General features: G+C 70.3%; 21 protein-coding genes. 10 read left to right on the forward strand and 11 right to left on the reverse strand.

Features of this window, described 5'->3' with window-relative positions; translation table 11 throughout:
• Positions 1 to 29 precede the first annotated feature (29 nt).
• Together ACWGJP_RS13945 and ACWGJP_RS13950 are read left to right on the forward strand one after the other, a co-directional pair.
• Entirely contained in the window at positions 30 to 1,004 is a 975-nt protein-coding gene (locus tag ACWGJP_RS13945) for an AAA family ATPase (protein WP_452330405.1), read from the forward strand.
• Positions 1,005 to 2,312 (forward strand): DUF58 domain-containing protein, encoded by a 1,308-nt coding sequence (locus tag ACWGJP_RS13950; protein WP_452330406.1) that lies wholly within the window; start codon positions 1,005 to 1,007, stop codon positions 2,310 to 2,312.
• 78 nt (positions 2,313 to 2,390) lie between these two features.
• Here ACWGJP_RS13950 and katG read toward each other — a convergent pair whose 3' ends face one another.
• Together katG and ACWGJP_RS13960 are read right to left on the reverse strand one after the other, a co-directional pair.
• Entirely contained in the window at positions 2,391 to 4,667 is a 2,277-nt protein-coding gene (gene katG, locus ACWGJP_RS13955; RefSeq protein WP_452330407.1) for a catalase/peroxidase HPI, read from the reverse strand.
• Positions 4,668 to 4,704: 37 nt separating this feature from the next.
• A complete protein-coding gene (locus ACWGJP_RS13960; protein WP_452330408.1) occupies positions 4,705 to 5,136 on the reverse strand; it encodes a Fur family transcriptional regulator in 432 nt (143 codons plus the stop codon).
• A gap of 182 nt (positions 5,137 to 5,318) precedes the next feature.
• Here ACWGJP_RS13960 and aqpZ point away from each other — a divergent pair, with 182 nt between their 5' ends.
• The gene (gene aqpZ / locus ACWGJP_RS13965; protein WP_452330409.1) at positions 5,319 to 6,071 is read left to right on the forward strand and encodes an aquaporin Z; all 753 of its coding nucleotides are present in this window, start codon (positions 5,319 to 5,321) and stop codon (positions 6,069 to 6,071) included.
• A 57-nt stretch (positions 6,072 to 6,128) separates the two neighbouring features.
• Here the strand turns inward: aqpZ and ACWGJP_RS13970 are convergent, their stop codons facing one another.
• On the reverse strand, positions 6,129 to 7,124 hold the full coding sequence (locus ACWGJP_RS13970) for a stage II sporulation protein M (RefSeq protein WP_452330839.1): 996 nt from the start codon (positions 7,122 to 7,124) through the stop codon (positions 6,129 to 6,131).
• A 16-nt stretch (positions 7,125 to 7,140) separates the two neighbouring features.
• Here ACWGJP_RS13970 and ACWGJP_RS13975 point away from each other — a divergent pair, with 16 nt between their 5' ends.
• Complete coding sequence (locus ACWGJP_RS13975) at positions 7,141 to 7,950, forward strand: RDD family protein (RefSeq protein WP_452330410.1); 810 nt, start codon at positions 7,141 to 7,143, stop codon at positions 7,948 to 7,950.
• A gap of 9 nt (positions 7,951 to 7,959) precedes the next feature.
• Here the strand turns inward: ACWGJP_RS13975 and ACWGJP_RS13980 are convergent, their stop codons facing one another.
• From ACWGJP_RS13980 to ACWGJP_RS13995, 4 genes are all read right to left on the reverse strand, one after another.
• The gene (locus ACWGJP_RS13980; protein ID WP_452330411.1) at positions 7,960 to 9,174 is read right to left on the reverse strand and encodes an ABC transporter permease; all 1,215 of its coding nucleotides are present in this window, start codon (positions 9,172 to 9,174) and stop codon (positions 7,960 to 7,962) included.
• Positions 9,171 to 9,974 carry an ABC transporter ATP-binding protein gene (locus ACWGJP_RS13985; protein WP_452330412.1) on the reverse strand — a complete coding sequence of 268 codons (804 nt, stop codon included), beginning with the start codon at positions 9,972 to 9,974 and terminating at the stop codon, positions 9,171 to 9,173. Before ACWGJP_RS13985 ends, ACWGJP_RS13980 begins: the two co-directional genes overlap by 4 nt.
• Positions 9,971 to 10,897 (reverse strand): efflux RND transporter periplasmic adaptor subunit, encoded by a 927-nt coding sequence (locus ACWGJP_RS13990; RefSeq protein ID WP_452330413.1) that lies wholly within the window; start codon positions 10,895 to 10,897, stop codon positions 9,971 to 9,973. Before ACWGJP_RS13990 ends, ACWGJP_RS13985 begins: the two co-directional genes overlap by 4 nt.
• A 97-nt stretch (positions 10,898 to 10,994) precedes the next feature.
• Positions 10,995 to 11,264: a DUF3499 family protein gene (locus tag ACWGJP_RS13995; protein WP_452330414.1), complete on the reverse strand. Its 270-nt coding sequence runs from the start codon at positions 11,262 to 11,264 to the stop codon at positions 10,995 to 10,997.
• On the opposite strand from ACWGJP_RS13995, the gene ACWGJP_RS14000 reads away from it, so the two are divergent.
• Complete coding sequence (locus tag ACWGJP_RS14000) at positions 11,263 to 11,688, forward strand: hypothetical protein (RefSeq protein WP_452330415.1); 426 nt, start codon at positions 11,263 to 11,265, stop codon at positions 11,686 to 11,688. The two genes, ACWGJP_RS13995 and ACWGJP_RS14000, sit on opposite strands and share 2 nt — an antisense overlap.
• Positions 11,689 to 11,701: 13 nt before the next feature.
• On the opposite strand, the gene ACWGJP_RS14005 is transcribed toward ACWGJP_RS14000, so the two are convergent.
• From ACWGJP_RS14005 to manA, 4 genes are all read right to left on the reverse strand, one after another.
• Complete coding sequence (locus tag ACWGJP_RS14005; RefSeq protein ID WP_452330416.1) at positions 11,702 to 13,069, reverse strand: DUF5719 family protein; 1,368 nt, start codon at positions 13,067 to 13,069, stop codon at positions 11,702 to 11,704.
• On the reverse strand, positions 13,066 to 16,107 hold the full coding sequence (locus tag ACWGJP_RS14010) for a glycosyltransferase (protein WP_452330417.1): 3,042 nt from the start codon (positions 16,105 to 16,107) through the stop codon (positions 13,066 to 13,068). The genes ACWGJP_RS14005 and ACWGJP_RS14010 overlap by 4 nt, the downstream gene beginning before the upstream one ends.
• A gap of 78 nt (positions 16,108 to 16,185) precedes the next feature.
• On the reverse strand, positions 16,186 to 16,503 hold the full coding sequence (locus ACWGJP_RS14015; protein ID WP_452330418.1) for a WhiB family transcriptional regulator: 318 nt from the start codon (positions 16,501 to 16,503) through the stop codon (positions 16,186 to 16,188).
• Positions 16,504 to 16,650: 147 nt separating this feature from the next.
• Complete coding sequence (gene manA, locus ACWGJP_RS14020; protein WP_452330419.1) at positions 16,651 to 17,775, reverse strand: mannose-6-phosphate isomerase, class I; 1,125 nt, start codon at positions 17,773 to 17,775, stop codon at positions 16,651 to 16,653.
• A gap of 64 nt (positions 17,776 to 17,839) precedes the next feature.
• Here manA and ACWGJP_RS14025 point away from each other — a divergent pair, with 64 nt between their 5' ends.
• From ACWGJP_RS14025 to ACWGJP_RS14045, 5 genes are all read left to right on the forward strand, one after another.
• Positions 17,840 to 19,261, forward strand: coding sequence for an O-antigen ligase family protein (locus ACWGJP_RS14025; protein WP_452330420.1), 1,422 nt, complete (start codon positions 17,840 to 17,842; stop codon positions 19,259 to 19,261).
• A complete protein-coding gene (locus ACWGJP_RS14030) occupies positions 19,258 to 20,556 on the forward strand; it encodes an O-antigen ligase family protein (protein WP_452330421.1) in 1,299 nt (432 codons plus the stop codon). The genes ACWGJP_RS14025 and ACWGJP_RS14030 overlap by 4 nt, the downstream gene beginning before the upstream one ends.
• A gap of 129 nt (positions 20,557 to 20,685) precedes the next feature.
• Positions 20,686 to 22,596 carry a glycosyltransferase gene (locus tag ACWGJP_RS14035; RefSeq protein ID WP_452330422.1) on the forward strand — a complete coding sequence of 637 codons (1,911 nt, stop codon included), beginning with the start codon at positions 20,686 to 20,688 and terminating at the stop codon, positions 22,594 to 22,596.
• Positions 22,593 to 23,549 carry a glycosyltransferase gene (locus tag ACWGJP_RS14040; RefSeq protein ID WP_452330423.1) on the forward strand — a complete coding sequence of 319 codons (957 nt, stop codon included), beginning with the start codon at positions 22,593 to 22,595 and terminating at the stop codon, positions 23,547 to 23,549. Before ACWGJP_RS14035 ends, ACWGJP_RS14040 begins: the two co-directional genes overlap by 4 nt.
• Positions 23,549 to 24,142, forward strand: a complete 594-nt coding sequence (locus ACWGJP_RS14045) for a hypothetical protein (protein ID WP_452330424.1) — start codon at positions 23,549 to 23,551, stop codon at positions 24,140 to 24,142. Before ACWGJP_RS14040 ends, ACWGJP_RS14045 begins: the two co-directional genes overlap by 1 nt.
• Positions 24,143 to 24,155 lie beyond the last annotated feature (13 nt).

Raw genomic sequence — 24,155 nt, forward strand, 5'->3', positions numbered from 1 at the left:
ACCACCGCCCCCGCTCAGGGAGGGAACCGATGACAGCACCACTCACCGCCGCGCACGACGATGCGGCGCTCCGGCAGGCCATGCACCGCGTGCGCGAGGAGGTGGACAAGGCCGTGATCGGCCAGGCTGGCACCGTCACCGGCCTGCTCGTCTCTCTCCTCGCCAGAGGGCACGTGCTCCTGGAGGGCGTGCCGGGCGTGGCGAAGACGCTCGTCGTGCGCTCGTTCGCGAGGGCCCTCGGCCTGGACACCAAGCGCGTCCAGTTCACCCCCGACCTCATGCCGGGCGACGTGACGGGCTCTCTCGTGTACGACGCCCGCACCGGCGAGTTCGAGTTCCGTGCGGGCCCCGTCTTCACGAACCTCCTGCTCGCGGACGAGATCAACCGCACCCCGCCGAAGACCCAGGCCGCGCTTCTGGAGGCGATGGAGGAGCGGCAGGTCTCGGCGGACGGCGTCTCCAGGGCGCTGCCGGACCCCTTCCTCGTCGCGGCGACGCAGAACCCCATCGAGCACGAGGGCACCTACTCGCTCCCCGAGGCCCAGCTCGACCGCTTCCTCATGAAGCTCGTCGTCGCCATGCCGGAGAGGGACGCCGAGGTCGCGGTACTGCGTCTGCACGCCGGTGGCTTCTCCCCTCGCGCGCTGACGGGCGTCGAGGCGGTCGTCTCCGCCGAGGAGATCCGTGCCGCACAGGACGCCGCGGCACGGGTGGACGTCACCGACGACGTGCTCGGCTACGTCGTCGACCTCGCCAGGGCGAGCCGCCAGTCGCCGTCCGTGCTGCTGGGTGCGAGCCCCCGTGCGGCGACGGCTCTGCTGGCTGCCGCGAAGGCATGGGCATGGCTCAACGCCTCGACGGCCGTCACGCCGGACCACGTCCAGACGATGCTCGTCCCGGTGTGGCGTCACCGCCTCCAACTGAGACCGGATGCCGAGATGGAGGGCGTCTCCGCGGACGCCGTCCTCACCTCGGTGCTGCAGCAGACCAGGGTGCCGATCTAGGTGTTCCTCACCGGTCGGTTTCCCGTGCTCGTCGCCGCGGGGGTCGCACCTGTCATCGTGCTCTCGATGATGGGGGCGGCGCCGTATGCGGTGCTGGGCGGCTGGCTCGCGCTGTGCGCCCTGCTGCTCGCGATCGATGTCGCTGCTGCGGCCTCGGCGCGGACGGTCGTGGTCACGCGGCGCCTGCCCTCGCGCGTTCGCCTGGGAGAGGCCGTACCGACGAGCATCGCCCTGCACAACACCGGGCGCCGGGAGCTTCACGCCCTCGTCCGCGATGCGTGGCAGCCGACCGCCGGTGCCGGATCCGAGCGCTTCGGGCTGCGGATCCCGGCCGGAGAACGACGTCGCGTGGATGTGCCGCTGCGGCCACGGCGCAGGGGCGAGCTCGTCAGCGGATTCGTGGTGATCCGCTCCATGGGGCCGCTCGGTCTCGGCGGCAGGCAGGCGCGGCACGACGTGCGCGGGGCCGTGCGGGTGCTCCCGGCCTTCGCCTCGCGAAAGCATCTGCCCTCCCGTCTTGCGCGTCTGCGGGAACTCGACGGCAACACGAGCATCCAGGTCCGCGGCCAGGGCACCGAGTTCGACTCGCTGCGCGAGTACGTCCGCGGCGACGACGTCCGCTCCATCGACTGGCGCGCGACGGCACGGGCGGGCACGACGATGCTGCGCACCTGGCGGCCCGAGCGCGACAGGCACGTGGTGATCCTCATCGACACGGGGCGGACCGCTGCCGCCCGCGTCGGAGACGGCACCCGGCTGGAGGCCTCGCTGGAAGCGGCCCTCCTGCTCGGTGCACTCGCGGCACGGGCGGGCGATCACGTGCATCTGCTGATGTTCGACCGCGTCGTGAGGGCCAGAGTGACCGGCGTCGACGGTGCAGGGCTCCTGCCAGCGATGTCCGACGCGATGGCGCCGGTGCACGCAGGCCTGGTCGACACAGACTGGGCGGGTGCCTTCGCCGCGGTCCGCACGCTCACGACGAGGCCCTCACTGGTGGTCGTTCTGACCGCCCAGGACGCCGCCGAGTCCGCACGAGGGTTCCTCGGCGCGTTCCCGGACCCCGGCCGTGCGACGACCGTGCTGGTCGGATCGGCGACCGACACGTCCATCGCCGAGATCGCACAGGGCCGCGACTCCCGCGAGGCGGTCTATCTCGCGGCAGCCGCCGAGCGCACGATGCGCGACGCCGAGAACGTCGCGGATGCCGTGCGCAGACTCGGCGGCGAGGCCATCGCCGCCGACCCGGAGAACCTCCCGCCGCGCATCGCCGACCGGTACCTCGAGCTGAAGGCCGCTGGACGCCTGTAGCGTCGATCCCGACCCCACGTCGCACAACGCGGAGCGGCCCCCGTCCCGAGAGGACGAGGGGCCGCTCCGCGCTGCGGGTCAGCGCAGGTCGAAGCGGTCCAGCTCCGTGACCTTGCCCCACGCCGCGACGAAGTCGCGGACGAACTTCTCCGCGGCGTCGTCCGAGGCGTACACCTCGGCGATCGCACGCAGCTCCGAGTTCGAGCCGAACAGGAGGTCGACGCGAGTGCCACGTCCGACCTTCTCACCCGAGCCGTCCTTGGCGCCCTCGAAGGCGTGCGAGCCGGGGTCCAGCGGCTTCCAGGTCGTGCCGAGGTCGAGCAGGTTGACGAAGAAGTCGTTCGTGAGCACACCGGGCCGCTCGGTGAAGACGCCGTACTCCGAGCCGTCCCAGTTCGCACCGAGCACACGCAGGCCTCCGACGAGGACCGTCAGCTCCGGCGCGGTCAGGGTGAGCAGGTTCGCCTTGTCGATGAGCAGGTGCTCGGCGGGAATGCGCGCGACGTCCTTGGAGACGTAGTTGCGGAATCCGTCGGAGGCGGGCTCGAGGAAGGAGAACGAGTGCACATCTGTCTGCTCGGCAGAGGCGTCCGTGCGGCCGGCGTGGAAGGGCACGGTCGTCGCGAACCCTGCGTCCGCGGCGGCCTTCTCGACACCCGCGTTGCCCGCGAGCACGATGAGGTCGGCGAGCGAGACGCGCACGTCGTCGGTGCGGGCGCTGTTGAACTCGGCCTGGATGCCTTCCAGGACGCCCAGCACGCGGGCGAGGCGCTCGGGGCTGTTGACCTCCCAGTCCTTCTGCGGGGCGAGGCGGATGCGAGCGCCGTTGACGCCGCCGCGCTTGTCGCTGCCGCGGAACGTGGACGCGGCGGCCCAGGTCACCGAGACGAGGTCGGCGACGGACAGGCCGGAGGCGAGCACGGATGCCTTGAGCGCCGCCGCGTCCGCGTCGGAGATGAGGGCGTGGTCGACGGCCGGGACGTTGTCCTGCCAGATCAGCTCCTCCGCAGGGACCTCGGTGCCGGCGTAGCGTGCGCGCGGGCCCATGTCTCGGTGGGTGAGCTTGAACCATGCGCGCGCGAAGGCGTCGGCGAACGCGTCGGGGTCGTCCTTGAAGCGCTGCGAGATCTTGCCGTACTCAGGGTCGAAGCGCAGCGCGAGGTCGCTGGTGAGCATGCGCGGCTCACGGCGTCCACCGGAGTGCGCGAGCGGGACCATGTCGGCGCCGCCGCCGTTGATCGGACGCCACTGGTTGGCGCCGGCCGGGCTCTGGAAGAGCTCCCACTCGTACGCGTACAGGATGTGGAAGAACTCGTTGTCCCAGCGGGTGGGGTGGTAGGTCCAGGTGACCTCGAGTCCGCTCGTGATCTGGTCGTCGCCCTTGCCCGTGCCGTGGTTGTTCTTCCAGCCGAGGCCCTGTCGCTCGATGCCGGCCGCCTCGGGGTTGTCCTCGAGGTTCGAGTCCGACGCCGCGCCATGGGTCTTTCCGAAGGTGTGGCCGCCGGCGATGAGGGCGACGGTCTCCTCGTCGTCCATCGCCATGCGGGCGAAGGTCTCGCGGATATCGCGGGCGGACGCCAGCGGGTCGGGGTTGCCGTTCGGTCCCTCGGGGTTGACGTAGATGAGACCCATCTGGACGGCCGCCAGCGGCCTCTCCAGGTCGCGGTCGCCCGAGTAGCGCTCGTCACCGAGCCAGGTGGTCTCCGGGCCCCAGTACACGTCGTCGTCCGGCTCCCAGGCGTCGACGCGTCCGCCGGCGAACCCGAAGGTCTCGAAGCCCATGTTCTCCAGCGCGACGTTGCCTGCCAGGATCATCAGGTCGCCCCAGCTGAGCGCCTGACCGTACTTCTTCTTCACCGGCCAGAGGATCCGGCGGGCCTTGTCGAGGCCCACGTTGTCCGGCCAGCTGTTTAGCGGCGCGAAGCGCTGCTGACCGGTTCCTCCGCCGCCGCGTCCGTCCGTGACGCGGTACGTGCCGGCGCTGTGCCATGCCATCCGGATCATCAGCGGGCCGTAGTGACCGAAGTCCGCCGGCCACCAGTCCTGCGAGACCGTGATGGTCTCCTCGATGTCCTTCTTGACGGCGTCGAGGTCGAGCGCCTCGAACGCGGCCTTGTAGTCGAAGCCTGCGTCGAGCGGATTGCGCTCCGCGGTGTTCTTGGCGAGGATCTTCAGGTTCAGCTGCTCCGGCCACCACGTGCGGTTCGCGGAGCCCATCGTCGGGTGCGGCTGCGCGTGGACGACGGGGCAGGCGCCGGCCTCTGACGCCTCGACGGGCGGGTCGATGACGGTCTTGGACTGGTCGATGCCGGAGACGTCGTCCCCGATGCCTGGTACCTGCTCGTTGGCGGTCATGGTGGTCCTTCCGATGGATGGGCAGATGGATGGATGGTCAGGAGGCCTCGGCCGCGCAGGAGGCGCACAGCCCCCAGTACGTGACCTCCGCCGACGTCACGCGGAAACCGTGATCGTCGGACGGCGTGAGGCACGGGGCATGGCCGACGGCGCAGGGGACGTCCTCGACGGCCCCGCATCCCGTGCACACCAGGTGGTGGTGGTTGTCGTCCACGTGGAGTTCGAAGAGCATCGGATGCCCGGCGGGCTCGATGCGGCGCACGAGGCCGGCCTCGGCGAAGTCCCCGAGCACGTTGTACACCGACTGGAGGCTCGTCGAGTCGACGCGCGGGCGTACGGCGGCGTGGATCTCCTCGGCGCTCGCATGCGGATGACCGCGCAAGGCCTCGAACACCGCCCTGCGCGATTCCGTCACCCTGAGACCCGCGCCGCGGATCGCGGCGTCGTCGGGCAGCACGGGAAGGGTCACGAGGTCATTCTAGCTTGTTTTGAGTGATTCAAGAAAGGGTGACACGCGCCCTCGAGCGATATATCGGCATCGCCGTCACGTGCGACACATACGGCGCGCCTGCTGTGAGGATGCTGAGTACGCGGCCATCATGTGGCTTGCCGGGCCGTACCGGTCCGGCGCTCCTGAAAGGACTTCGGAACATGAGCGACACCACGTCCGCTGCGCCCACCATGGGGGCGAAGCTCGCCGCCGAGGGCTTCGGCACACTCCTGCTCGTCTTCGGCGGCGTCGGCACGGCGCTGTTCGCCTCCAACCATTTCACCGACCCCGGTGCCAACTCCGCGGTGTACGTCGCCGTGGCGCTGGCGTTCGGCCTCACCGTCGTCGCCGGCGCATACGCCTTCGGCCCGATCTCGGGCGGGCACTTCAACCCGGCCGTCACCCTCGGCGCTGCGGCCGCAGGCCGCATCGGCTGGGGCGACGTGCTGCCCTACATCATCGCCCAGGTCATCGGCGGTGCGGTCGGCAGCACGCTGCTGTTCCTCATCGGGCAGTTCGGCCCCGACGGCTGGCTGACGGGAGCGCAGGACGCCGGATTCGCCAGCAACGGCTTCGGCGAGCTCTCCCCCGGCGGCTTCGGGATCGGCGCAGCCATCATCATCGAGGTCATCCTGACGGCGGTGTTCCTGCTCGTGATCCTCGGCACGACGCACTCCAAGCGCGGCACGCCGTTCGCAGGTCTCGCGATCGGTCTCACGCTGACGCTCATCCACCTCATCAGCATCCCGGTCGACAACACCTCGGTGAACCCCGCCCGCTCGATCGCGGCAGCGATCTACGGCGGCGCCGAGCCGCTGGCCCAGCTGTGGGTGTTCCTCGTGTTCCCGATCGTGGGCGCACTGATCGCCGGATTCGCCTACAAGCTCCTCTTCGACGGCACGAAGAAGGCCTGATCCACGACAGGAGGCGCTCCCGCTCCGGCGGGGGCGCCTTCTTCGTGCGGCGACGGTTCAGCCCGCGACGAGGCGTGGAGTCCCCGCCTCGAACTCCACGAGGTCGCCCGTCTGCCCACGGCGATAAGCGCGGCCGCCGACGAGCAGCATGTATACGAGGAAGGCGGCCAGCGCCGCGCCGCCGATCCCGATCTTGACCGGCCATGGCAGCGACCAGCCGGTCACGAAGCCCTCGACGAGCCCCGCGAGAAGCAGTGCGAAGACGAGCCCGATCGCGACCGTCGCCAGCGACCGCCCTCCCGCGGCCAGCGACTCGGCCCTGCTCCGGTGGCCGGGGGCCACCCAGGACCAGAACACGTGCAGCCCGGCGGCCGCCGCGACGAAGATGCAGGTGAGCTCGAGCATCCCGTGCGGGAGGATGTACAGCACCATCACATCGGCCCGATCGTGAGCAGCCATGATCCCGCCCGAGACGCCGAGGCCGACCGCGTTCTGCACGATGACGTAGATCGGCCAGATGCCGGTGATGCCGAACAGCACGCACTGCGCGGCGATCATGGCGTTGTTGGTCCATACCAGGCCGGCGAACTCGGCCGCAGGGTTCTCGGTGTAGTAGCCGGTGAAGTCCTCATCCGCGTACTGCCGGAGGAACTCCGGCGAGCCGATCGAGGCGACCAGGGCCGGGTCGCCTGCGATCCAGATCGCCATCCCCACGGCGATGGCGAGGAAGGAGCCGGCTATCGCGAGGGTCGTCCAGCGCAGGCGGTACAGCGCCGCGGGCAGCTGGTCGACGAAGAACCGGATGATCTGGGTGATCACGTTGTCGCTCGCACCCGTGAGGGTCAGACGGGCCCTGGAGAGGATCGTGGACAGGTAGGCGCCCTGGGGCGACTCCCCCACCGACGTCTTCAGCTCGGCGAGATCCGCGGATGCCGCGCGATAGCGCACGATGAGCTCGTCGACCTGGGCGCCGCTGGCGACACGAGCTCGGCTGAGCTCGTCCAGCCGCTCCCATTCCGCGCGGCGTGCATCGCTGAGTGCATCGGCATCCACCTGGTTTACTGTACTCATGTCCACCCCGATCGCGTCGGAAGACGAGGTGCTCTCCGGAGAGGCCGTCGCGATCGACGCCCAGCCGGTCGGATTCCTCCTGCGCACGCTCGGCGCCATGATCGACTTCCTCGCGATGGTCGTCCTCTACATCGCCTTCCTGCTCCTGACCTTCTGGCTCTCGGGGGCGGGCGTGTTCAGCGACGCGGTGGCCCGCATCATGAGCGTCGTCGCCCTCGCCGTCTGCTTCGTCATCGTCCCGGTGGCCGTCGAGGTCGCCACCAGGGGCAGGAGCCTCGGCAAGCTCGCCGTCGGTGCACGCGTGGTCCGCATCGACGGAGGCGCCATCGGATTCCGGCACGCCTTCGTCCGCGCCCTCCTCGGTCTCCTCGAGATCTTCATGACCTTCGGCTCCGTCGCGCTGCTCACCGGGGCGATGACCGCCCGCTCGCAGCGCCTCGGCGACCTCGCCGCCGGCACCTACGCCCAGCGCGTGCGCACGCCGGCGCTCGTGCACCACGCTCCCCTCCTTCCTCCAGGGCTCGCCGAGTGGGCCGCCATCGCCGATGTCGCACGCCTGCCCGATCGCCTCGCCAGGCGCATCTCCCAGTTCCTGCAGAACGCGCAGAACTTCACACCGGCGGCGCGAACCCGTATCGCCGAACAGCTCCTCGAGCAGGCCGCACCGTACATCTCGCCCATGCCGGCGGCTCCCCCCGAGCACGTGCTCGCCGCCGCGACGGTGCTTCGTCGAGCTCGCGAGCTGCGCGCCCTGCAGCTCGCGGACGACCGCGCAGAGCGTCTGACGGGGCGGCGCATCCGCGTCTGAGTCCGCGTCTCAGAAGCGGATCGCGTCGATGACCTTCACGCGCAGGGCGACGAGAGCCGGGATGAAGCCGGCCACCGCGCCGACGACGACGGATGCCACGAGGCCCGTCACCGCCGCACGCATGGGGAACGGGGGGACGTCCTGCATCCCGGGGAACATCATCGTGACGATCCATTCCGAGCGCAGCACCGCCACGACGATCGCGATGCCGATGACTCCCGCGACGGTGGTGGCTACCAGGCTCTCCAGCAGCACCGAGGTGAACACGCGACCGCCTGTCGCGCCGAACGCGCGCCGGACGCCGATCTCCCGCACCCGCTGACGCATCGCGACGAGCTGGATGTTGACAAGGCTGAGCGCGCCGAGCGCGAGGATGAGCACCGCGATGCCGCCGGTGATGAGCTCGAAGGTGCGCATGGCATCCTCCAGGCCGCTCATCGCGCCCCAGTCGGTGCGGCTCACGCCGACCTCCTGCCCCTCGGGGAGGCCTGCCCGCAGATCCATCGCCAGCACCGGACCGATCTCGGATGCCTGCTCCTCGCCGACCCACACCTCCCACGTCGGCACCATGCCGAGCGGCAGCGCATCGACACGGGCGCGATAGGCGTCGTACAGCACGTCCACCCGTAGCTCCTCGTCCCAGATGCCCTGCTTCGGCGTCACACCCACGACCTGGTAGGTGCCGCCGGTCGGGCCGCCGACGGTGAGAACCGGATGCTGCGAGAGAGGCACGCGCCCCAGGCGGTCCCAGAGCGGCTCCGTGATGACCACCGCAGGGGCGAGCGCCTGCGCATCGCCGTCGGTGAGCCATCTCCCCTCCAACAGGGATTCCCGGTGGATCAGCGGGAACACCGGATCGATAAGCCGCAGGGGAACGTCGACGGAGCCGTCCGGCAGCTGCACGGGGATCGCCATGCCCTGGACGTTGCGCGCGGTGTGCGAGAACGCGAACCGCTCCCCGACTCTGGTGAAGAGCTCGTCGAAGGCATCCACGTCGATGTTCGAGCCGTCCTCGGTGTACGGCGTGACCGCGATCGTGGCGACACGCCCACCCCAGCGGTCGGATTGCTCGGCCTGGAACTGCTGCTGGAACTCGGAGAACGCGACCACGGCGGTGAGCGCCGCGACGGAGACCGCGATGCCGATCAGACTGAGCAGCACGCGCAGCCGGTGGACGCGGATCTCCGACCAGGCGTCCGCGAGCGCGCCGATGATGCCGCTCATGCGGTGCGCCCTTCGACGGGCTCAGGGCTCGATGGAACGGGCTCAGGGCTCGATGGAACGGGCTCAGGGCTCGAAGGGACGGGCTCGGCGAGGGTGGATGCCTCGAACGCTCTGCTGAGATCGACCGGGGCGAGCAGCCCCGCCTCCAACCGGTAGTGCCTGCGCGCACGAGCGGCGACGTGGAGATCGTGCGTGATCGTGACGAGCGCGGCCTCGGTCTGGGTCGCCACCTCGTCGAGCAACGACATCACGACCGCACCGGTGTCGATGTCCAGTGCTCCCGTCGGCTCGTCGGCGAGGATCAGTACGGGCCTGCGCACGAGCGCCCTCGCGATGGCCACCCTCTGCTGCTCACCACCGGACAGACGGTCGGCGATCTGGTCGATGCGATGGCCGAGGCCGACGCGCTCGAGCATCTCGGCGGCGATGTCCCTCCGACGCCAGAACAGCCGTCCTGAGGCGTGACCGAGCGGCATCATCACATTCTCCAACGCCGTGCGCCCCGGCAGGAGGTTGAACTGCTGGAAGACGAAGCCCACGTTCGCGCCGCGCAGCCGGTCGAGGCGCCCGGTGCGCATCTTCCGCACCGGTAGGCCCTCGAAGGAGACGGCTCCGGATGTCGGCGTATCGAGCATGCCGAGGATGTTCAGAAGGGTGGACTTCCCCGAGCCAGAGCGCCCGACGATCGAGACGTGATCGCCCGCATCGACGTCGAGGCTGATGCCGCGCAGGATCTCGAGACGGGAGTCGTCCGCGAGCAGGACGCTCTTGGTGACGTCCTGGAGCGAGACGAGACTCACCAGCTGGTCCCGCTCTCGCAGACCTCGACGCCTGGTTCGCTCTCGTAGCAGAACTCCTCGACAGGAGCGGCGAATCCGGGAACGAACTGCCGGATGCTCTCACCCTCCGTGAGACCCTCGGTGACCTCCACGAGCACCCCGTCGTTCACACCGAGGCTCACGGTGCGCTCCTCCGGCTCTGCGCCCTCTCCGGCATCCACCCACACCACTCCGGTACCGGATCCGCCCTGCACGGCCGTGACGGGGACGACGAGGGCGTCGTCCACCTGTCCGATCGCGAGATCGAGCTGGGCGGGGAGCCCGGCGAAGACCGTCTGATCCACAGGGATCGCGCATCGCACGCTGGCCGTCCCCTCGGCTGACACCTCGACCTTGACTCCCGTGCAGGCGAACGGCGCCGGCCCGCCGGTGATGGTGACCGTCGCCTCGCTCGGCGCGTCCACGAGCCGGTACAGCTGCACGGGCTCGACGGTGGCGAGCAGGTGGTAGCGCGCGGGTGTGAGGGTCGCGATCTCCTCGCCGACCGACGTCATCTGCCCCTTGACGAGGGCGATGTCGGTCACCTCGCCTGCTTCAGGCGCGACGATGTCGATCTTCTTCGCCGGCGAGTCCTGCTTGACCGTGAACAGGATCTGCCCGGCCTTCACGCTCGCCCCCTCAGACACGTGGACATCGGTGACCGTGCCGTTGACCTGCCCGCGGATCGCGAACGCCTCATCTCTGGCGATGTTCCCCGACAGTGTGAGCGCGTTGACGACCGAGCCGCGCTCCACGAGCACGACGGGATCGGTGATGCCCGCTTCCGGCTCGACCGCGGCCTGCGTGCTGTCCGGGAAGAACGCCAGCTTGACCAGCGCTGCGGCGCAGGCGCCGAAGACGATGAGGAGAAGGATCGGGAGAACCCAACGACGCCAGACGACCACGGCAGCTGCCTTTCCGGAAGCCCCGCCATGGCGCATCCGCGATCAGCCTAGCCAGAAGCGACCGGCGTGGATGGCAGCGACTCCTGGGAGATCGGTGTCAGACCCGCAGCGCCTCGTGACGGACGATCAGCCAGCCGGCCGGTGCGGAGAGCCGATCGGCATGCGTCGCGCAGAGATCGTGCGCGCTCGGCTGGGCCGACGGCCCGAGCGGGCCGAGCGCGACCATCTGGTCGCCGTAGTCGTAGGTGACCGTGGCCACCGCCTCTCGGGCGCAGGCGGGCTTGGAGCAGAGCCGTTCATCCATCTCCCTCAGGCTAGCCCGCACCGGCGCCCGCGCGACGACGCCGCGCGCATAGACTTTCGTCATGATCCGTCGACGCGCCGCCCGCACCTCGCCCCGCCGAGGTGCCAGGCACGGAAGGCACGGAAGGCTCGGACGCAGCGATGTCGTCCGCCCCCCGCTCCCCCCGCTCGACGGCCGACTGGACCGCTTCGATCTCACGGTCGGTTCTGCCGTGGAGTTCCTCCGAGGCACCTGGCCGGAACTCGAGGACGTCTCCTTCGAGATCGGCGCTCTGCCGATGGATGCGGGCGGCAGCAACGGCGTGCCGCGCTGGTGGATCGACCGCGAGGCCAGGCGGATCGTGCTGTTCCGCATCCCCATCGAACGCCTCCTGCCGCCCGGTCACGACGACGCCGCGCACCGCCGCATCGCCATCGAGAGCTCCGTGTTCCGGGCGGCCGCCGAGTACGCGGGGCGCGAGCCGTGGGAGATGGGCCCGGACGCCTGACGGCCGGCTCGCGTCAGGGGACGACGCCGATGACCTGCTGCGCCCCGGGCCCCGGGGAAACGGGCCACCCCGCGAGCTGCCCCTCTCCGGCCATCGTGACGGCGGCACGGACGGGAGCATCGGTCGAGATCCGGTAGAGGCTGGATGCTCGGAGATCGACGAGTTCAGAGGCTCCGGCTGCGACCCGGATCTCCTGTGCGGAGCCGTCGATGCGCGTGAGGGTGACGACGGCGTCGCTCTCGGGATCGCCGAGGAGATGAAGGGCAGGTCGTGGGCCGCTCGGCACAGCGAAGAGCGCATCGTCCTCCAGGACGGGCGACGGCGTCATCCAGGCGAAGTCCGTGCCGCCGCCTGTTCCCGTGCCCTGCCAGAGGCCGCCGACCAGCGGCACATCGGCGAGGACCTCGACCGAGTAGGTGCCGATCTCGAGATCGCCGAGAGCGACCTCGAGCGGTACACCGGCGGACAACGGCGCGGTGAAGGTGCTGGCGGTCCGGCCGTCGACATCCCGCACGGTCACCTGCGCCTCGGTATCCGCATCGACGGCGAGCAGGCGCAGGGCATCGGTCGCATTTCCCTCGCCGAGAGCGACGACCTGCATACCGGCGAAGACGAGTTCCTGCCCCACGACGCCGGTGCTGCTCTGCACGTCGACGCCGGCTGGTTCGAGCGTGCTCATCAGCGCGGATTGCAGGCTGGCCCTCACCGGCGCCCCTTCGGCGGTGACCCGGACGATCGGCTCCGTCTCACCCGCGGCGATCGAGGCGAACGGGATCCCGGTCTGCGTCTGCGCAGGGAGGATGACCGTCGATGCCGATTGCTCCTCGCCGTACACGGTCAGGGTCACGGTCGCCGTGACGCTGCCGGGGTTGGCGAGCACCAGCACATCAGTCGCTCCGGTCTGGATCGATCCGCCCACGATCCAGGACTCCGTGCTCGCCTGCTCACAGGAGCCGGCGGCGAGGCCCGAGAGGTCCTCTTCCGCGAGGCGCTGCGACTCGGATGCCGCCACGAGCGGCGCCTGCCGGTCCTGGACCTCCGCGGTGAAGACCTGGGCGGATGCCGCGCCGTCGGAACCTGCGAGCTCGACCGAATCGGGAGAGACGGGGTCGCCGCCGTCCGTGATGCGGCTGCTTCCGACGGACTCCAGCGCCGATGCGTCCTGCACATCCCGCCCGAGCGCGTGGAATGCGCCCGTGCAGACGAGCGCCGCGTCGGCCGGCACCGTCGTCACGGCCGTCTCAGCCGTGGTTCCGCTGATGCTCGGCCAGGGCAATGCGACGGCCGCGGTCACGCCGAAGACGCATCCGACGGCGACGACGGCGCCTACCGCGAGCCGGACGCCGGTCACCGCGATCGTCGCAGCCTTGTTCGAGGTCATCTGCTCGTCTCCTCGCCGCCCTGCGGGGCATCGTCCGTCTCTGCGGCGACGGGCTCCGCCGCCGTGTCCTGCGACGGCGGATCGAGCGCGGGCTCCGGCGCGGAATCGGGATCCGGCTCCGCCGCAGAGGCGGGATCGGGCGCCGTCTCGTCGGGTGCAGGCACATCCTGTTCATCGCCGGCGTAGTGATCGATCGCTCCGGCAGGCCTGCGCACCGGTGCGAGGGGCTCCTCCGGCGCCTTGCCGACGATGCGGGAGACGGCGCGCGCGGCGCGGCGTGACGCCCTGGTCGGCACGGCGAGCAGAACGGCGGCGAGGAAGACCACGAGCTGTGTGAGACCGACGGCGCGGGAGATGCTCCGCTGTCCGTCGTCGAGCGCAGCCGGCCCCTGCTCGCCCGGCTCCTCGAGACGCCAGAGGGCGCCCATTCCGGTGACCTCGCCCGCCTTGACGAACCCGGAGCGCTGATCGACCGCGATGATCGCGTCGAGGCGGAACGCACGCGCGGCATCGGCCTGGGAACCGGAGACCTCCCGGATGAGCACGAAGTCGATGCCGAGTTCCGCGAGCTGCTCGGCGGCGTCGAAGTCGCGACCGGAGATCAGATCGACGGCGACCGCGCTGATATCCGTGCCCTGCGGCAACGTCGCCGTGCTGAGCATGCTGGTCTGCGCTCCGAGCGTCTCACTGGATCCCCAGATCACCCTGGCAGCGAGTCGGTCGCCGGACAGCGGCGTCAGCTCGAGCGTGCCCTGCTCCTCATCGGCTCTGGCGTTGGCAGCGATCAGGGCGGGAAGGGTGCTCTCCCCGCCCTGCACGACCGCACTGCGGTCCGAGTGGAAGGCGGCGAGCGCCGGGACGGCGCAGACGGCCAGGGCCACCCCGGTGACAGCCGCCGAGAGCGTGCGCACCCACCCGATCCCGACGAGGGTGTCGAGGGTGACGCCGGCTGCGCCGACGACGCCCGCCCACGTCAGGCTCAGGCCGACGCCGGGCCAGATCGCCACCGCGACCCCGTCGACGAATCCGACGGCGACGCCGACGGCCGCGAACGCCGTCGCCGTTCCCACGAGGGCGACGAGCAGGAGCACGACGCCGGCCCGCCAGCGCGGTGCGGCCGCCGCGGCGAGCGCGAGAAGCGCGAGCGGTGCGAGCAGCACGGGGGCGAAGGCGGCGAGCGAAGGATCGACCAGCGTGGTCCAACCCGCCAGGTCTGCCGTCGGGAATCCGGTTGCGAGCACGAGCCGCCCCGCGGCATCCGCATCCGCCTGAGGCCCCGCCCATACCAGGGCGGGGTCCGCGAAGAGCGCCAAGGCGGACCCGTGACGGAGCTGCCAGACGACCAGGGGCAGGAACAGCACAGCCGTCGGAACGAGCAGCCACACCCAGCGGCCCACGCCGCGGGCGTTGCGCTGGGCGATCACGATGCCGACCGCGACGATCCAGAGCACACCGATCGCGGGCGCGAGCGAGGGCGATGACGCGACGACACCGGCGAGCAGCACCGACGCGGCGCCGGCCGCCCCCCACGATCGATGCGCGACGACCGCACTGTGGAACACCCACGGCAGCAGGAGATGAACGAGGACGGCTGCCGGCCGGCCGTCGACGAGCGCGGTGAGGAAAGTCGGTGCGAGCGCCCAGGCGATCGCGACGAAGGCACGCACGCCCGAGCGGTCCGATACCCGGGTCGCCGCGAACCATCCGCCGAGGACCGCGAGAGGCAGAGCGAGGATCCAGAGCAGGACGAGAGCGAACGACGGCGCGGCGGGCCACAGGCTGCCGAGCACGGCCACGACAGCGGCGAACGGATCGGCGGGGCCGATGACGTCGACGCCCAGACCGCGCACCCCCCAGGCGGCGTCAGCCCAGAGCGCAGCGACGGTGTCGCGCAGCGGAAGCAGCGCGCCCCCGGCGATGGAGGGCCAGGCGAGCAGGGAGGTGAACGATGCGATGCTCACGAGAAGCGCCGCGAGCACGATCCACGCCCCTCCACCGGAGAAGAACCGGAGTTCGCTCACAGCGCCGCGCTCGCTGCCGTGCCCGTCGTCCCAACGGCGGCGAAGCTGCCCTGCCGTGACGCGCAGCGGGGCGATGCTCGCCCAGGATGCCGTGCGGAAAGACCGGATGCGGCGGCGGGAGCGCGCGATGGCGCCGAATCGTGCCATCGCCGTCGCGGCGGCACCCCACTCCGGCAGGACGGCCGCCGGGCGCTTGCCGACGAGGTGCCCGATCGTGCGCCAGAGCGCCAGCGGCAGATAGGTCAGCCAGTGCAGCACGACCAGCGGAGCCGCGGCGTAGGCGAGGCGTCGATGCAGCTGGGCGAGTCGGGTGACGTACGCCCGCTGCGCGGTGCGCTCGGGGAGCGCGGCCGGGCCGTCCGGGGCGACGAGGACGCGGGCGCCGGAGGCGAGCACGACGCGGCCGCCCCCGAGTCGTGCGCGGACGCCGAGGTCGAGGCCTTCATCGGCTCCGGCGAGGGCGGTGTCGGGCAGAAGACTCTCGCGCAGCTCGCCCCGGATCAGCACGCCCCTGATATCAGCGCCGAGCGCCTCGTCGACGCCGTCGTGCTGCCCCTGATCGAGCTCGCCCGCGGCGAGATCGACGCTGCGGCCGAGCGTCGTCATGGTCACGCCGTAGGAGACGATCTCGCTGGGGTCCGCAGCGCTGAGCAGCTTCGGCGCGGCGAGGGCCGCGGAGGGCGAACGCTCCAGGGCGCCGGCGAGCTGTTCCAGCGCGGTGGGCTCAGGCGCTGTGTCGTGCGCGAGCAGCCAGACGCCGCTCCCCTGGCTCACCCTCGGCATCGCGAGTGCGAGCGCATCCGCGTACGACGTCGTCGCCCTGGTCGCGATGATGCCTTCGACGGCGCCGCCGATGGCTGCGCTCTCCTGAGCCGTCACGGTATCGCCGCAGAGGACGAGGGTGACGGCATCCGGCCGACGGGTCTGCGCGCCGACGGCGGAGAGAGTGTGCAGGAGCTGCGCTCGGGCTGTCGCCCCTGAGCGCGCGACGATGACGGCGTGGAGTCGGGCTGGCATGACGTGGTCAGCCTAGGCCGGTCGAGGCTCCGCCCGAATCATCGCGCACGGCGCGCCCCCGAAGCTGTGAACGAAGGATCAGACGGCGCGGCGCTTGAGCTTGCGGCGCTCGCGCTCGCTGAGCCCGCCCCAGATGCCGAAGCGCTCGTCGTTGCCGAGCGCGTACTCGAGGCATTCGCCGCGGACGTCGCAGGACGTGCAGATCCGCTTCGCGTCGCGCGTGGATCCGCCCTTCTCGGGGAAGAAGGCCTCGGGGTCGGTCTGCGCGCACAGCGCATCGGTCTGCCAGGCGAGCGCGTTGTCGTCGCCGGACTCGACCGGCCGCACCCCCGGAACTCCGAGGTTCACGGGATCGACGTACCAATTCTCGGGAACGTCCGAACGGTAACCCGTCATGTCGCCCTCCCTTGCCCTTGTCCTGCCCCCCGCCGGGCCTTGCTCCTCCTAATTACACCCGTGTCATTCGCTGCGGTCAAGTCGCGGATCGTAAACCCTCAACTCTGCCTTTAAGGTTCTTGAGGACGCATCGGCGTGTCGCGAAGGTCAGATCGGCGCACCGGGCTGGGCGACGAAGACCTCGCCTGGACCACGCAGACCGAGCGCAGCCTCATCCGCCGTCGCGAACGCGGCGCTCCCCGCAGAGACGACGATCTCTGCCCCGTCCGCACCGGAGACGCGGACCTCGCCGTTCGTGACGAGCACCATCGCCGCGCCGTCGAGGCGAACTGTGCGCGCCGCGCCCGACAGTTCGATCCGGCGCAGGGCGAAGTCGGGGATCGCCACGGGATAGTCCACCGCGCCGTCGACGAGCGGGGGACGCAGCACGTCGACCTCGCCCGGCGCGGTGTCCAGCACGGCGAGCAGCTCGGCGACATCGATGTGCTTGGGGGTCAGCCCTCCGCGCAGGACGTTGTCACTGGCGGCCATGATCTCCACGCCGAGACCGCCGAGATACGCGTGCAGGAGCCCTGCTCTGAGGAACAGCCCTTCACCGCGGGACAGCACGACGTGATTCATCAGCAGGGCGACGACGACGCCCGGATCTCCCGGATTGCGCTCGGCAACGCCGCGGATCGCCGCGATCGTCTCGGCGTATCCGTCGATGTCGGCCTCCGCGAGCGCGTCGATCACCTCGGCGACCTCGGCGTCCGCGTCTCCGGAGAGCAGCCACGCGATCGTGTCACGGAGCACGTCTCCCCCGGCGGCGAGGCGTTCGCGGAGCGCGACGACTCCCGCCCGATCGTCGAAGCCGTCGAGCAGCCGCAGCGTCTGCGCGACGGGACGGAGCCCGGCGAGCGCCTCAAAACGCTCGCTGAGCGCGACGATGAGCTCCGGCTTGTGGTTGTCGTCGCGGTAGCTCCGACGGGGATCGTCCTCGGCGAGGCCCGCCTCGCGCACCCGGCCCTCCTTCGCCTGCGCGATCGTCGGGTGCACCTGGATCGACAGCGGAGCGTCGGCGGCCAGGAGCTTCAGCAGATACGGCAGGCTCCCGCCTGTGACCGTGTCCAGCGTCGTGCCGCCCGCCACGTCGGCCGGATCGCCCGCATGATCCCCGAACCAGACCTCCGCCTCCGGCCGCCCCGTGGGCTCTCGGCCCTCCAGGTCGGCGATGAGCACGGCGGATCCCCACGCGTAGTCGCGCGGCACGTTCGACAGACGCAGCAGCATGCCCCCAGCGTAGGGCGTCGCCCGGCACGGGAATGCCGCAGGCGCGCACGGTAGCCTGAACGCGATGGCGCAGTACACGAAGCATCCGGTGTCGGCACCGCCCGCCGCACCCGAGCGCGAATCCACCGGGCGGCTGCTCCTGCGCGGGTACGTCGTCCTGGTGCTCGTCCTGGTGTTCGCGCACGCCGCCGTCTACAACCTCGTCGGCGCCGTGGGGGCCGGGGTCGTCATCCTCGTGATCTCGCTCGCGACGGCGGCGATCGGTGCGCCCATGCTGGCCCGATCTCGCCCGCACGCGTTTCCCTGGCGTCGCCTCCCGTGGGTGGCTCTGGGGTACGTTTCCCTGGCGCTCGTCTCGGTCGCCTGGTCGCACTGGCGTCTGCCGACCGTGATCACGTGGGTCCTGCTCGCCGCCATCACCGTGAACGCGCTGTTCATCGCCTACGCGCTGAGCTGGCAGGAGATCATCCGCGCGCTCGCATCGGCGTTCAAGTGGATCCTCGGCCTCTCGCTCGCTTTCGAGCTCTGGGCCGTGCTCGTCGTGCACGGCCCGATCCTGCCGAACTTCGTCACGCTCCCCGCCGGGGACATCGACCCGCAGTGGTACTGGGTGCGGGCCAACCTCTTCGACGGCGGACGCCTGCAGGGCATTGTCGGCAACGCGAACCTGCTCGCGTTCATCGCGCTCTTCGCGCTCGTCGCCTTCGGGGTGCGCCTCGCCGCCGGAGCCCGGTGGCGCACCACGCTCGCCCTGTGGATGCTGCTCGCCGCGTTCTTCCTCATCCGGGCGTCGTCAGCGACCGCGTACATCTGCGCGATGGCCGCCGGCGCCGTGCTCGTCGTCGCACTGCTGCTCCGGCGCGCTTCGACGCCCAGGGCGAGACGGCGCATCTATCTGACGGCAGGGTCGATCGGAGCGCTGTGCGTGCTGGCGGGCCTGCTGCTCGCTCCCGCGATCTTCACCGCGCTCGGCCGCAGCGCCGACCTCACCGGCCGCGCGGACAAGATCTGGACCGCCGTGCTCGACCGGGCCGCCGACAGTCCCGTCTTCGGCCTCGGCTTCTCCAGCCCCTGGCTGCCCTTCGACCCGGCTTTCGCGGGGTGGATCGAAGACCATGGGATCACGGTCTTCCACGCGCACAACATGTGGATCGACGTGCTCTTCCAGCTCGGCGTGGTCGGCGTCGTCCTCATGGCGATCACCTACCTCAGCCTGCTCTGGCGTTCGTGGTTCTTCGCGGTGGACCGTCCCCGGTGGGATCTGCGGGCTGATCGCCCCTACTCCCCCGTCACGCTGCTGCCGCTGCTGTACACGGTGATCCTGCTCGTGCAGGGCCTCACCGAGTCCACGCCCATCATGCTCTGGGGCTGGCTGCTCGTCGTCCTCCTGTCGTTCAAGGTGAAGTCGGTGCCGCTGGTGGGCGTGGGGTTGAGCGAGCGCGCCAGGGTCACGGAGGTCGGACGGCGAACGCGGCGGGTGCCGTGACCGGCGGGCACCCCATCTCCCGCCTGCTCGGTTCCGTCGAGGCGGCACGCGCCTACACGATCACGGTCCTGTGCGCGGTGTTCGGCTCCTTCGCGATCGAACGCATGACCTCCGCCGTCACGCTCTCGACGGTGATCCTCGTGCTGTGCGGCATCGGCGTCGCCATTCTCGTCGCACGGCGAGCGGAGCTGTCCCTCCTCAGGCTCGCCCCGACCTCGCTCCTCGCCTTCCTCGTGCTCGCCCTGGCCAGCGTGCTGTGGAGCACCGACCGCAGCGACACCCTCATCGCCTGGGTGTCGCTGGCCGGCTACGGGATCCTGGCGATCGTCATCGGCCACATCCGCGACACGCTTCAGACGGTGCGGGCCATCGGCGACTCCCTGCGCGTGCTGCTGAGCGTGTCGCTCGGCCTCGAGATCCTCGCCGGCATCCTGCTGGACATGCCGATCGCCTTCCTCGGCATCGAGGGCGACCTGGCCGCCGGAGGGCCAGTGCAGGGCATCTTCGGCACGAGGAACATGCTCGGATTCGTCGCCGTGATCGCGCTCATCACCTTCGTGATCGAATGGCGCACGCAGTCCGTGTCCGTCCGGCTCGCCATCCCCTCGATCGCTCTGGCCGGATTCCTCGCCCTGCTCTCCGCGTCGCCGACCGTGCTCGTGCTCGCCGTCGGAGTCGGTGTGGTGACGCTCGCGCTGACGCTCGTCCGGCACGCGCCCCCTGAACGCCGGGGTCTCGTGCAGTGGTCGCTCGCCGGCCTCGTCGCGCTCGCGCTGGTGTTCGCCTTCGTGTTCCGGCATCCCATCATCCGGTGGATGGGCGCAGGCTCCGATTTCTCCATGCGTGCGGACCTGTGGAACATGCTGCTGGACTTCGCCGCCGTCCATCCGCTGCAGGGCTGGGGATGGTTCGGGGACTGGCCCGCCGCTGAACGGCCGTTCTCGTCGATCAACTTCCTGCTCGGCCAGCAGCACGGCTCCGCCCTCAACGCCTATTTCGACGCCCTGCTCCAGCTCGGGATCGCCGGCCTCGTCCTGTTCCTGCTCCTCGGCGGCGTCGCGCTCGTGCGGTCCTGGCTGGTGGCCAGCGCCAGGCGGTCGGTCGTGTACGCCTGGACGCCGCTGATCCTCGTGACGCTCGCGATCGACTCGATGTTCGAGAGCTTCACGCTGGGCGGCCTCGGCTGGTTCATGCTCGCCCTGTGCGCGTTGCGGGCCGGACAGTCCCGTTCCTGGCGGGAGGACATCGACGCCGCGCACACCGGGGTGCTCCCCACCCTCCCCCCGCAGAGCTGAGCCGAGCATTGTCGGCGTGCTCGGAGGTGATGCCGAGGGGATGCCGGGTAGGCTGATCCGTGCCCTCATCAGGGACGCCCGCCGAACGCATACCGTCGGCGAGCGCCGCACCACCTCGGAGATCGCCTCGTGGCTCACGTCCTGCAGAATGTCGTCTTCCCGCTCGACCGCGACCCCGACCTTCTTCCGCTGTACGCCGACCCCGAGACATGGTCGACGATCGAGGGCGAGCCCGTGCGCGTCTCGGCGAGGGCGCACCTCGGCAACATCCTCGGCAGGCACAGGGCAAGGATCGTCGCGGGACGCCGCGTCTCGCTCGGCACCTACTTCAACGCCTTCCCCGCGTCCTACTGGCAGCACTGGACGAGCGTCAGGGAGATCCGCCTGACCGTGCGCACCAGCGGACCTGCGACGATCCTCGTCTACCGCTCGAACGGTTCAGGCATCCGGCAGCGCGTGGCGACACGGGAGGTCACCGGCGAGGCGTCCACGTCCTTCGACCTCGGCCTCACGCAGTTCAGCGATGGCGGGTGGATCTGGTTCGACGTCGTGGCCGACGAGAAGAACGCCGTGCTCGAGGGCGCGGAGTGGACCACCGAGCAGGAGCCGGCGCGGTCGGGCAAGGCGTCGCTGGGCATCACGACCTACAACAAGCCCGATTACTGCGTCGAGACGCTGCGCGCGCTGGCGGACTCGCCCGATGCGCTCGAGTTCGTCGACAGGATCTTCCTCGTCGACCAGGGCACCGAGCTCGTCGCCGACGAGGACGGCTTCGATGACGTCGCCGCTCGCCTGGGCGAGACGCTCAGCGTCATCCGTCAGCCGAACCTCGGCGGATCCGGTGGTTTCGCCCGCGCCATGCACGAGAGCATCCGCCGCGAGGAGAGCGACTTCGTCCAGCTCCTCGACGACGACGTGCGCATCGAGCCGGAGTCCCTGCGCAGGTCGATCGTCTTCGGGCGCTACGCGACCACCCCGATGCTCGTCGGCGGCCACATGTTCGATCTCCTCGACCGGCCGAAGCTGCACGGCTGGGCCGAGGTCGTCGACGAGTCGCCGTTCATGTGGCGCAATCAGTACCAGGAGAAGATGCCGCACGACTTCGGCACCTCGAACCTCCGCCAGACCAAGCTGCTGCACAAGCGCATGGACGCCGACTACAACGGCTGGTGGATGTGCCTCATCCCCCTCGACGCCGTGCGCGAGGTCGGGCTCTCGCTCCCCGCGTTCATCAAATGGGACGATGCCGAGTTCTGCCTGAGGGCGGGAGAGGCCGGCTACCCGACCGTCTCGATGCCCGGTGTCGCGCTGTGGCACGTCTCCTGGGTCAACAAGGACGATTCGATCGATTGGCAGGCGTACTTCCACGCCCGCAATCGCATCGTGGCCGGCCTGCTGCACTCCGGCGCCCCCAACGGCGGACGGCTGATCAGGCACAGCCGCCGCGCCGACCTCAAGCACCTGATGATGATGCAGTACTACCCCGCGGCACTGCGCGCGATGGCGTTGAGGGACGTGCTGTCTGGGCCCGAGCACATGCGACGCAACCTCGCCACGGCCATGCCTGCCGCCCGCGCCCTCGCGGCGGAATACCCCGAGACGGTCGTGCATCGCGACCCCTCCCGGGTGCTGCACTCCCGGCGGGGACGGCAGATGTACAAGCAGCTCGACATCAACGACCTCGACAACCCGACCGGGCTGGCGCTGCGCTGGTTCACGCTGTCCACGCTCGTGAAGCACTGGCTGCACACACCAGATCCGGCAAACGTCGCCCAGCCGGAGGTGGAGTTCGGCAAGGACGACGCGCACTGGTGGCGCGTACCCGCGTTCGACAGCGCCCTGGTGAGCGCGGCGGACGGCTCCGGCAAGAACATCTACACCCGTGATCGGGCGAAGTTCCGCCGCATGCTCAGGGAGACCCTTCGGCTGCACCGCCAGCTGCAGCGGCGCTGGCCGCAACTACAGGAGGAGTATCGCCGCGCGCTCCCCGACCTCGTCTCCGATGCCTCCTGGCAGACCACCTTCGAGGAGAAGGCATGACCTCCCCCGCCTTCGATCCCTCTTCGGCCGCGATCGTCGTCGTCACCTACAACCGGTCACAGCTGCTCACCGGCCTGTTGACGAGCATCACGGCGATGGACCCCAAGCCGGGCAGGGTCGTCATCGTCGACAATGCATCGGCGGACGACACCACGGACGTGGTCGAGTCGTTCCGCGACCGGATCGGCACGGAGATCGTCTACCGCAGGCTCGAGGAGAACACCGGCGGGTCCGGCGGCTTCAGCGAGGGCATGCGCACCGCGTACGGGCTCGGCGCGGAGTGGATCTGGATGATGGACGACGACGTCGAGGTCCTCCCCGACGGCCTGGCGAAGATGGGTGCGTGGAGCGGCCGTTTCAAGAGCATCCAGGGTCGCCGCTACGACTACGACGGCAGCGAGTTCTACTGGCAGTACCGGATCGCCGAGCGCATGGGCATCCCCATCCCGTTCGCACCGTCCGGCTTCGACGCTTCCGGGTTCAAGGAGATGAACAGCGGATGCTTCGAGGGGATGTTCATCCACCGCTCGATCGTGACGCGGATCGGCCTGCCCGACCCGCGGTTCTTCATCTACTGGGATGACCAGGTCTACGGCTGGCTGGCGTCGCGGCTCACGACCTCGGTGATCGTGGACGACTTCGTCCTGCGTCGCACGCGCGAGATCAGGCAGTGGGACTTCGGCCTTCGCCACCTCAACGCGTCCAGCAACGCCTACCGCTTCTACATCATGCGCAACCGCGCCTTCATCAAGCAGTACTACCGCGTGCACGGTGTCTACAACCCGGTGCTGTTCGGGCTCGGCACCACGGCGACGTTCTTCAAGGAGCTGATCCGGCTGGTGTTCGTCGAGCGGACCGCGCGCGGCACGAGCAACCTGTTCCGAGGCCTGCGCGAGGGCGGCCGTCTCGGACGCGACCGCAGCTGGCAGCCGATGCCCGCGTTGGAGGAATGATGAGCGACGAGCGTCAGCCCGAGGCGGTCTGGTACTTCCCGCCGCAGAAGAACAAGCGCTGGAAGGTCTGGCTGCTCGTCGGGCTCGGGGTGGTCGCCGTCGCCCTGGTCCTCATGTTCCTGCTCGTGGTGCTGCCTGGCAGCTTCCGTCCGGAGCCGACCGGCACCGCGACGCCCTCCCCCTCGCCCAGCGCCTCCGTCACAGCGACGCCCACCCCCACCGTGTCCCCGACGCCGACGTCGACGCCCACCGCGCCGCCGACGGCACCGCCCGTCACCGACCCCTCGATGGATGCCTTCGCCGCGCAGGTGCGCCCCGTGCTCGACGATGCGGTCACCGGCCTCGGCTACGCCGCCGAGGACGGCGGCGAGAGCGGTGCGAACGATGTGATGCTGCTGCAGCAGGACGCCGAACGGCTCTCGGATGCCGTCGCGCCGTCCTCGATCGCGGGCGACTGGTCTGAGGGGGTCCAGACCTATCTGGACGCGCTCAACACGCTGCAGTCGGCGTACCGCAGCGGCAACGGCGTCAGCGGCGCCGAGAGCACCGCCCAGGACGCGCTGCAGAGCCTGCGCGGGCTCGTCGGCCTCTGATCCGGTATCCAGG

It is taken from the genome of Microbacterium sp. NPDC055903 (assembly GCF_053615555.1).

Bases quoted from the DNA above. Each gene is read 5' to 3' on its own strand.
- ACWGJP_RS14010 (WP_452330417.1), bottom strand. From the start codon at position 16,107: ATGCCAGCCCGACTCCACGCCGTCATCGTCGCGCGCTCAGGGGCGACA.
- aqpZ (WP_452330409.1), top strand. From the start codon at position 5,319: ATGAGCGACACCACGTCCGCTGCGCCCACCATGGGGGCGAAGCTCGCC.
- ACWGJP_RS13995 (WP_452330414.1), bottom strand. From the start codon at position 11,264: ATGACGAAAGTCTATGCGCGCGGCGTCGTCGCGCGGGCGCCGGTGCGG.
- ACWGJP_RS14025 (WP_452330420.1), top strand. From the start codon at position 17,840: ATGGCGCAGTACACGAAGCATCCGGTGTCGGCACCGCCCGCCGCACCC.
- ACWGJP_RS14015 (WP_452330418.1), bottom strand. From the start codon at position 16,503: ATGACGGGTTACCGTTCGGACGTTCCCGAGAATTGGTACGTCGATCCC.
- ACWGJP_RS13980 (WP_452330411.1), bottom strand. From the start codon at position 9,174: ATGAGCGGCATCATCGGCGCGCTCGCGGACGCCTGGTCGGAGATCCGC.
- ACWGJP_RS14000 (WP_452330415.1), top strand. From the start codon at position 11,263: ATGATCCGTCGACGCGCCGCCCGCACCTCGCCCCGCCGAGGTGCCAGG.
- ACWGJP_RS14040 (WP_452330423.1), top strand. From the start codon at position 22,593: ATGACCTCCCCCGCCTTCGATCCCTCTTCGGCCGCGATCGTCGTCGTC.
- ACWGJP_RS14005 (WP_452330416.1), bottom strand. From the start codon at position 13,069: ATGACCTCGAACAAGGCTGCGACGATCGCGGTGACCGGCGTCCGGCTC.
- ACWGJP_RS13975 (WP_452330410.1), top strand. From the start codon at position 7,141: ATGTCCACCCCGATCGCGTCGGAAGACGAGGTGCTCTCCGGAGAGGCC.
- katG (WP_452330407.1), bottom strand. From the start codon at position 4,667: ATGACCGCCAACGAGCAGGTACCAGGCATCGGGGACGACGTCTCCGGC.
- ACWGJP_RS13945 (WP_452330405.1), top strand. From the start codon at position 30: ATGACAGCACCACTCACCGCCGCGCACGACGATGCGGCGCTCCGGCAG.
- ACWGJP_RS14045 (WP_452330424.1), top strand. From the start codon at position 23,549: ATGAGCGACGAGCGTCAGCCCGAGGCGGTCTGGTACTTCCCGCCGCAG.
- manA (WP_452330419.1), bottom strand. From the start codon at position 17,775: ATGCTGCTGCGTCTGTCGAACGTGCCGCGCGACTACGCGTGGGGATCC.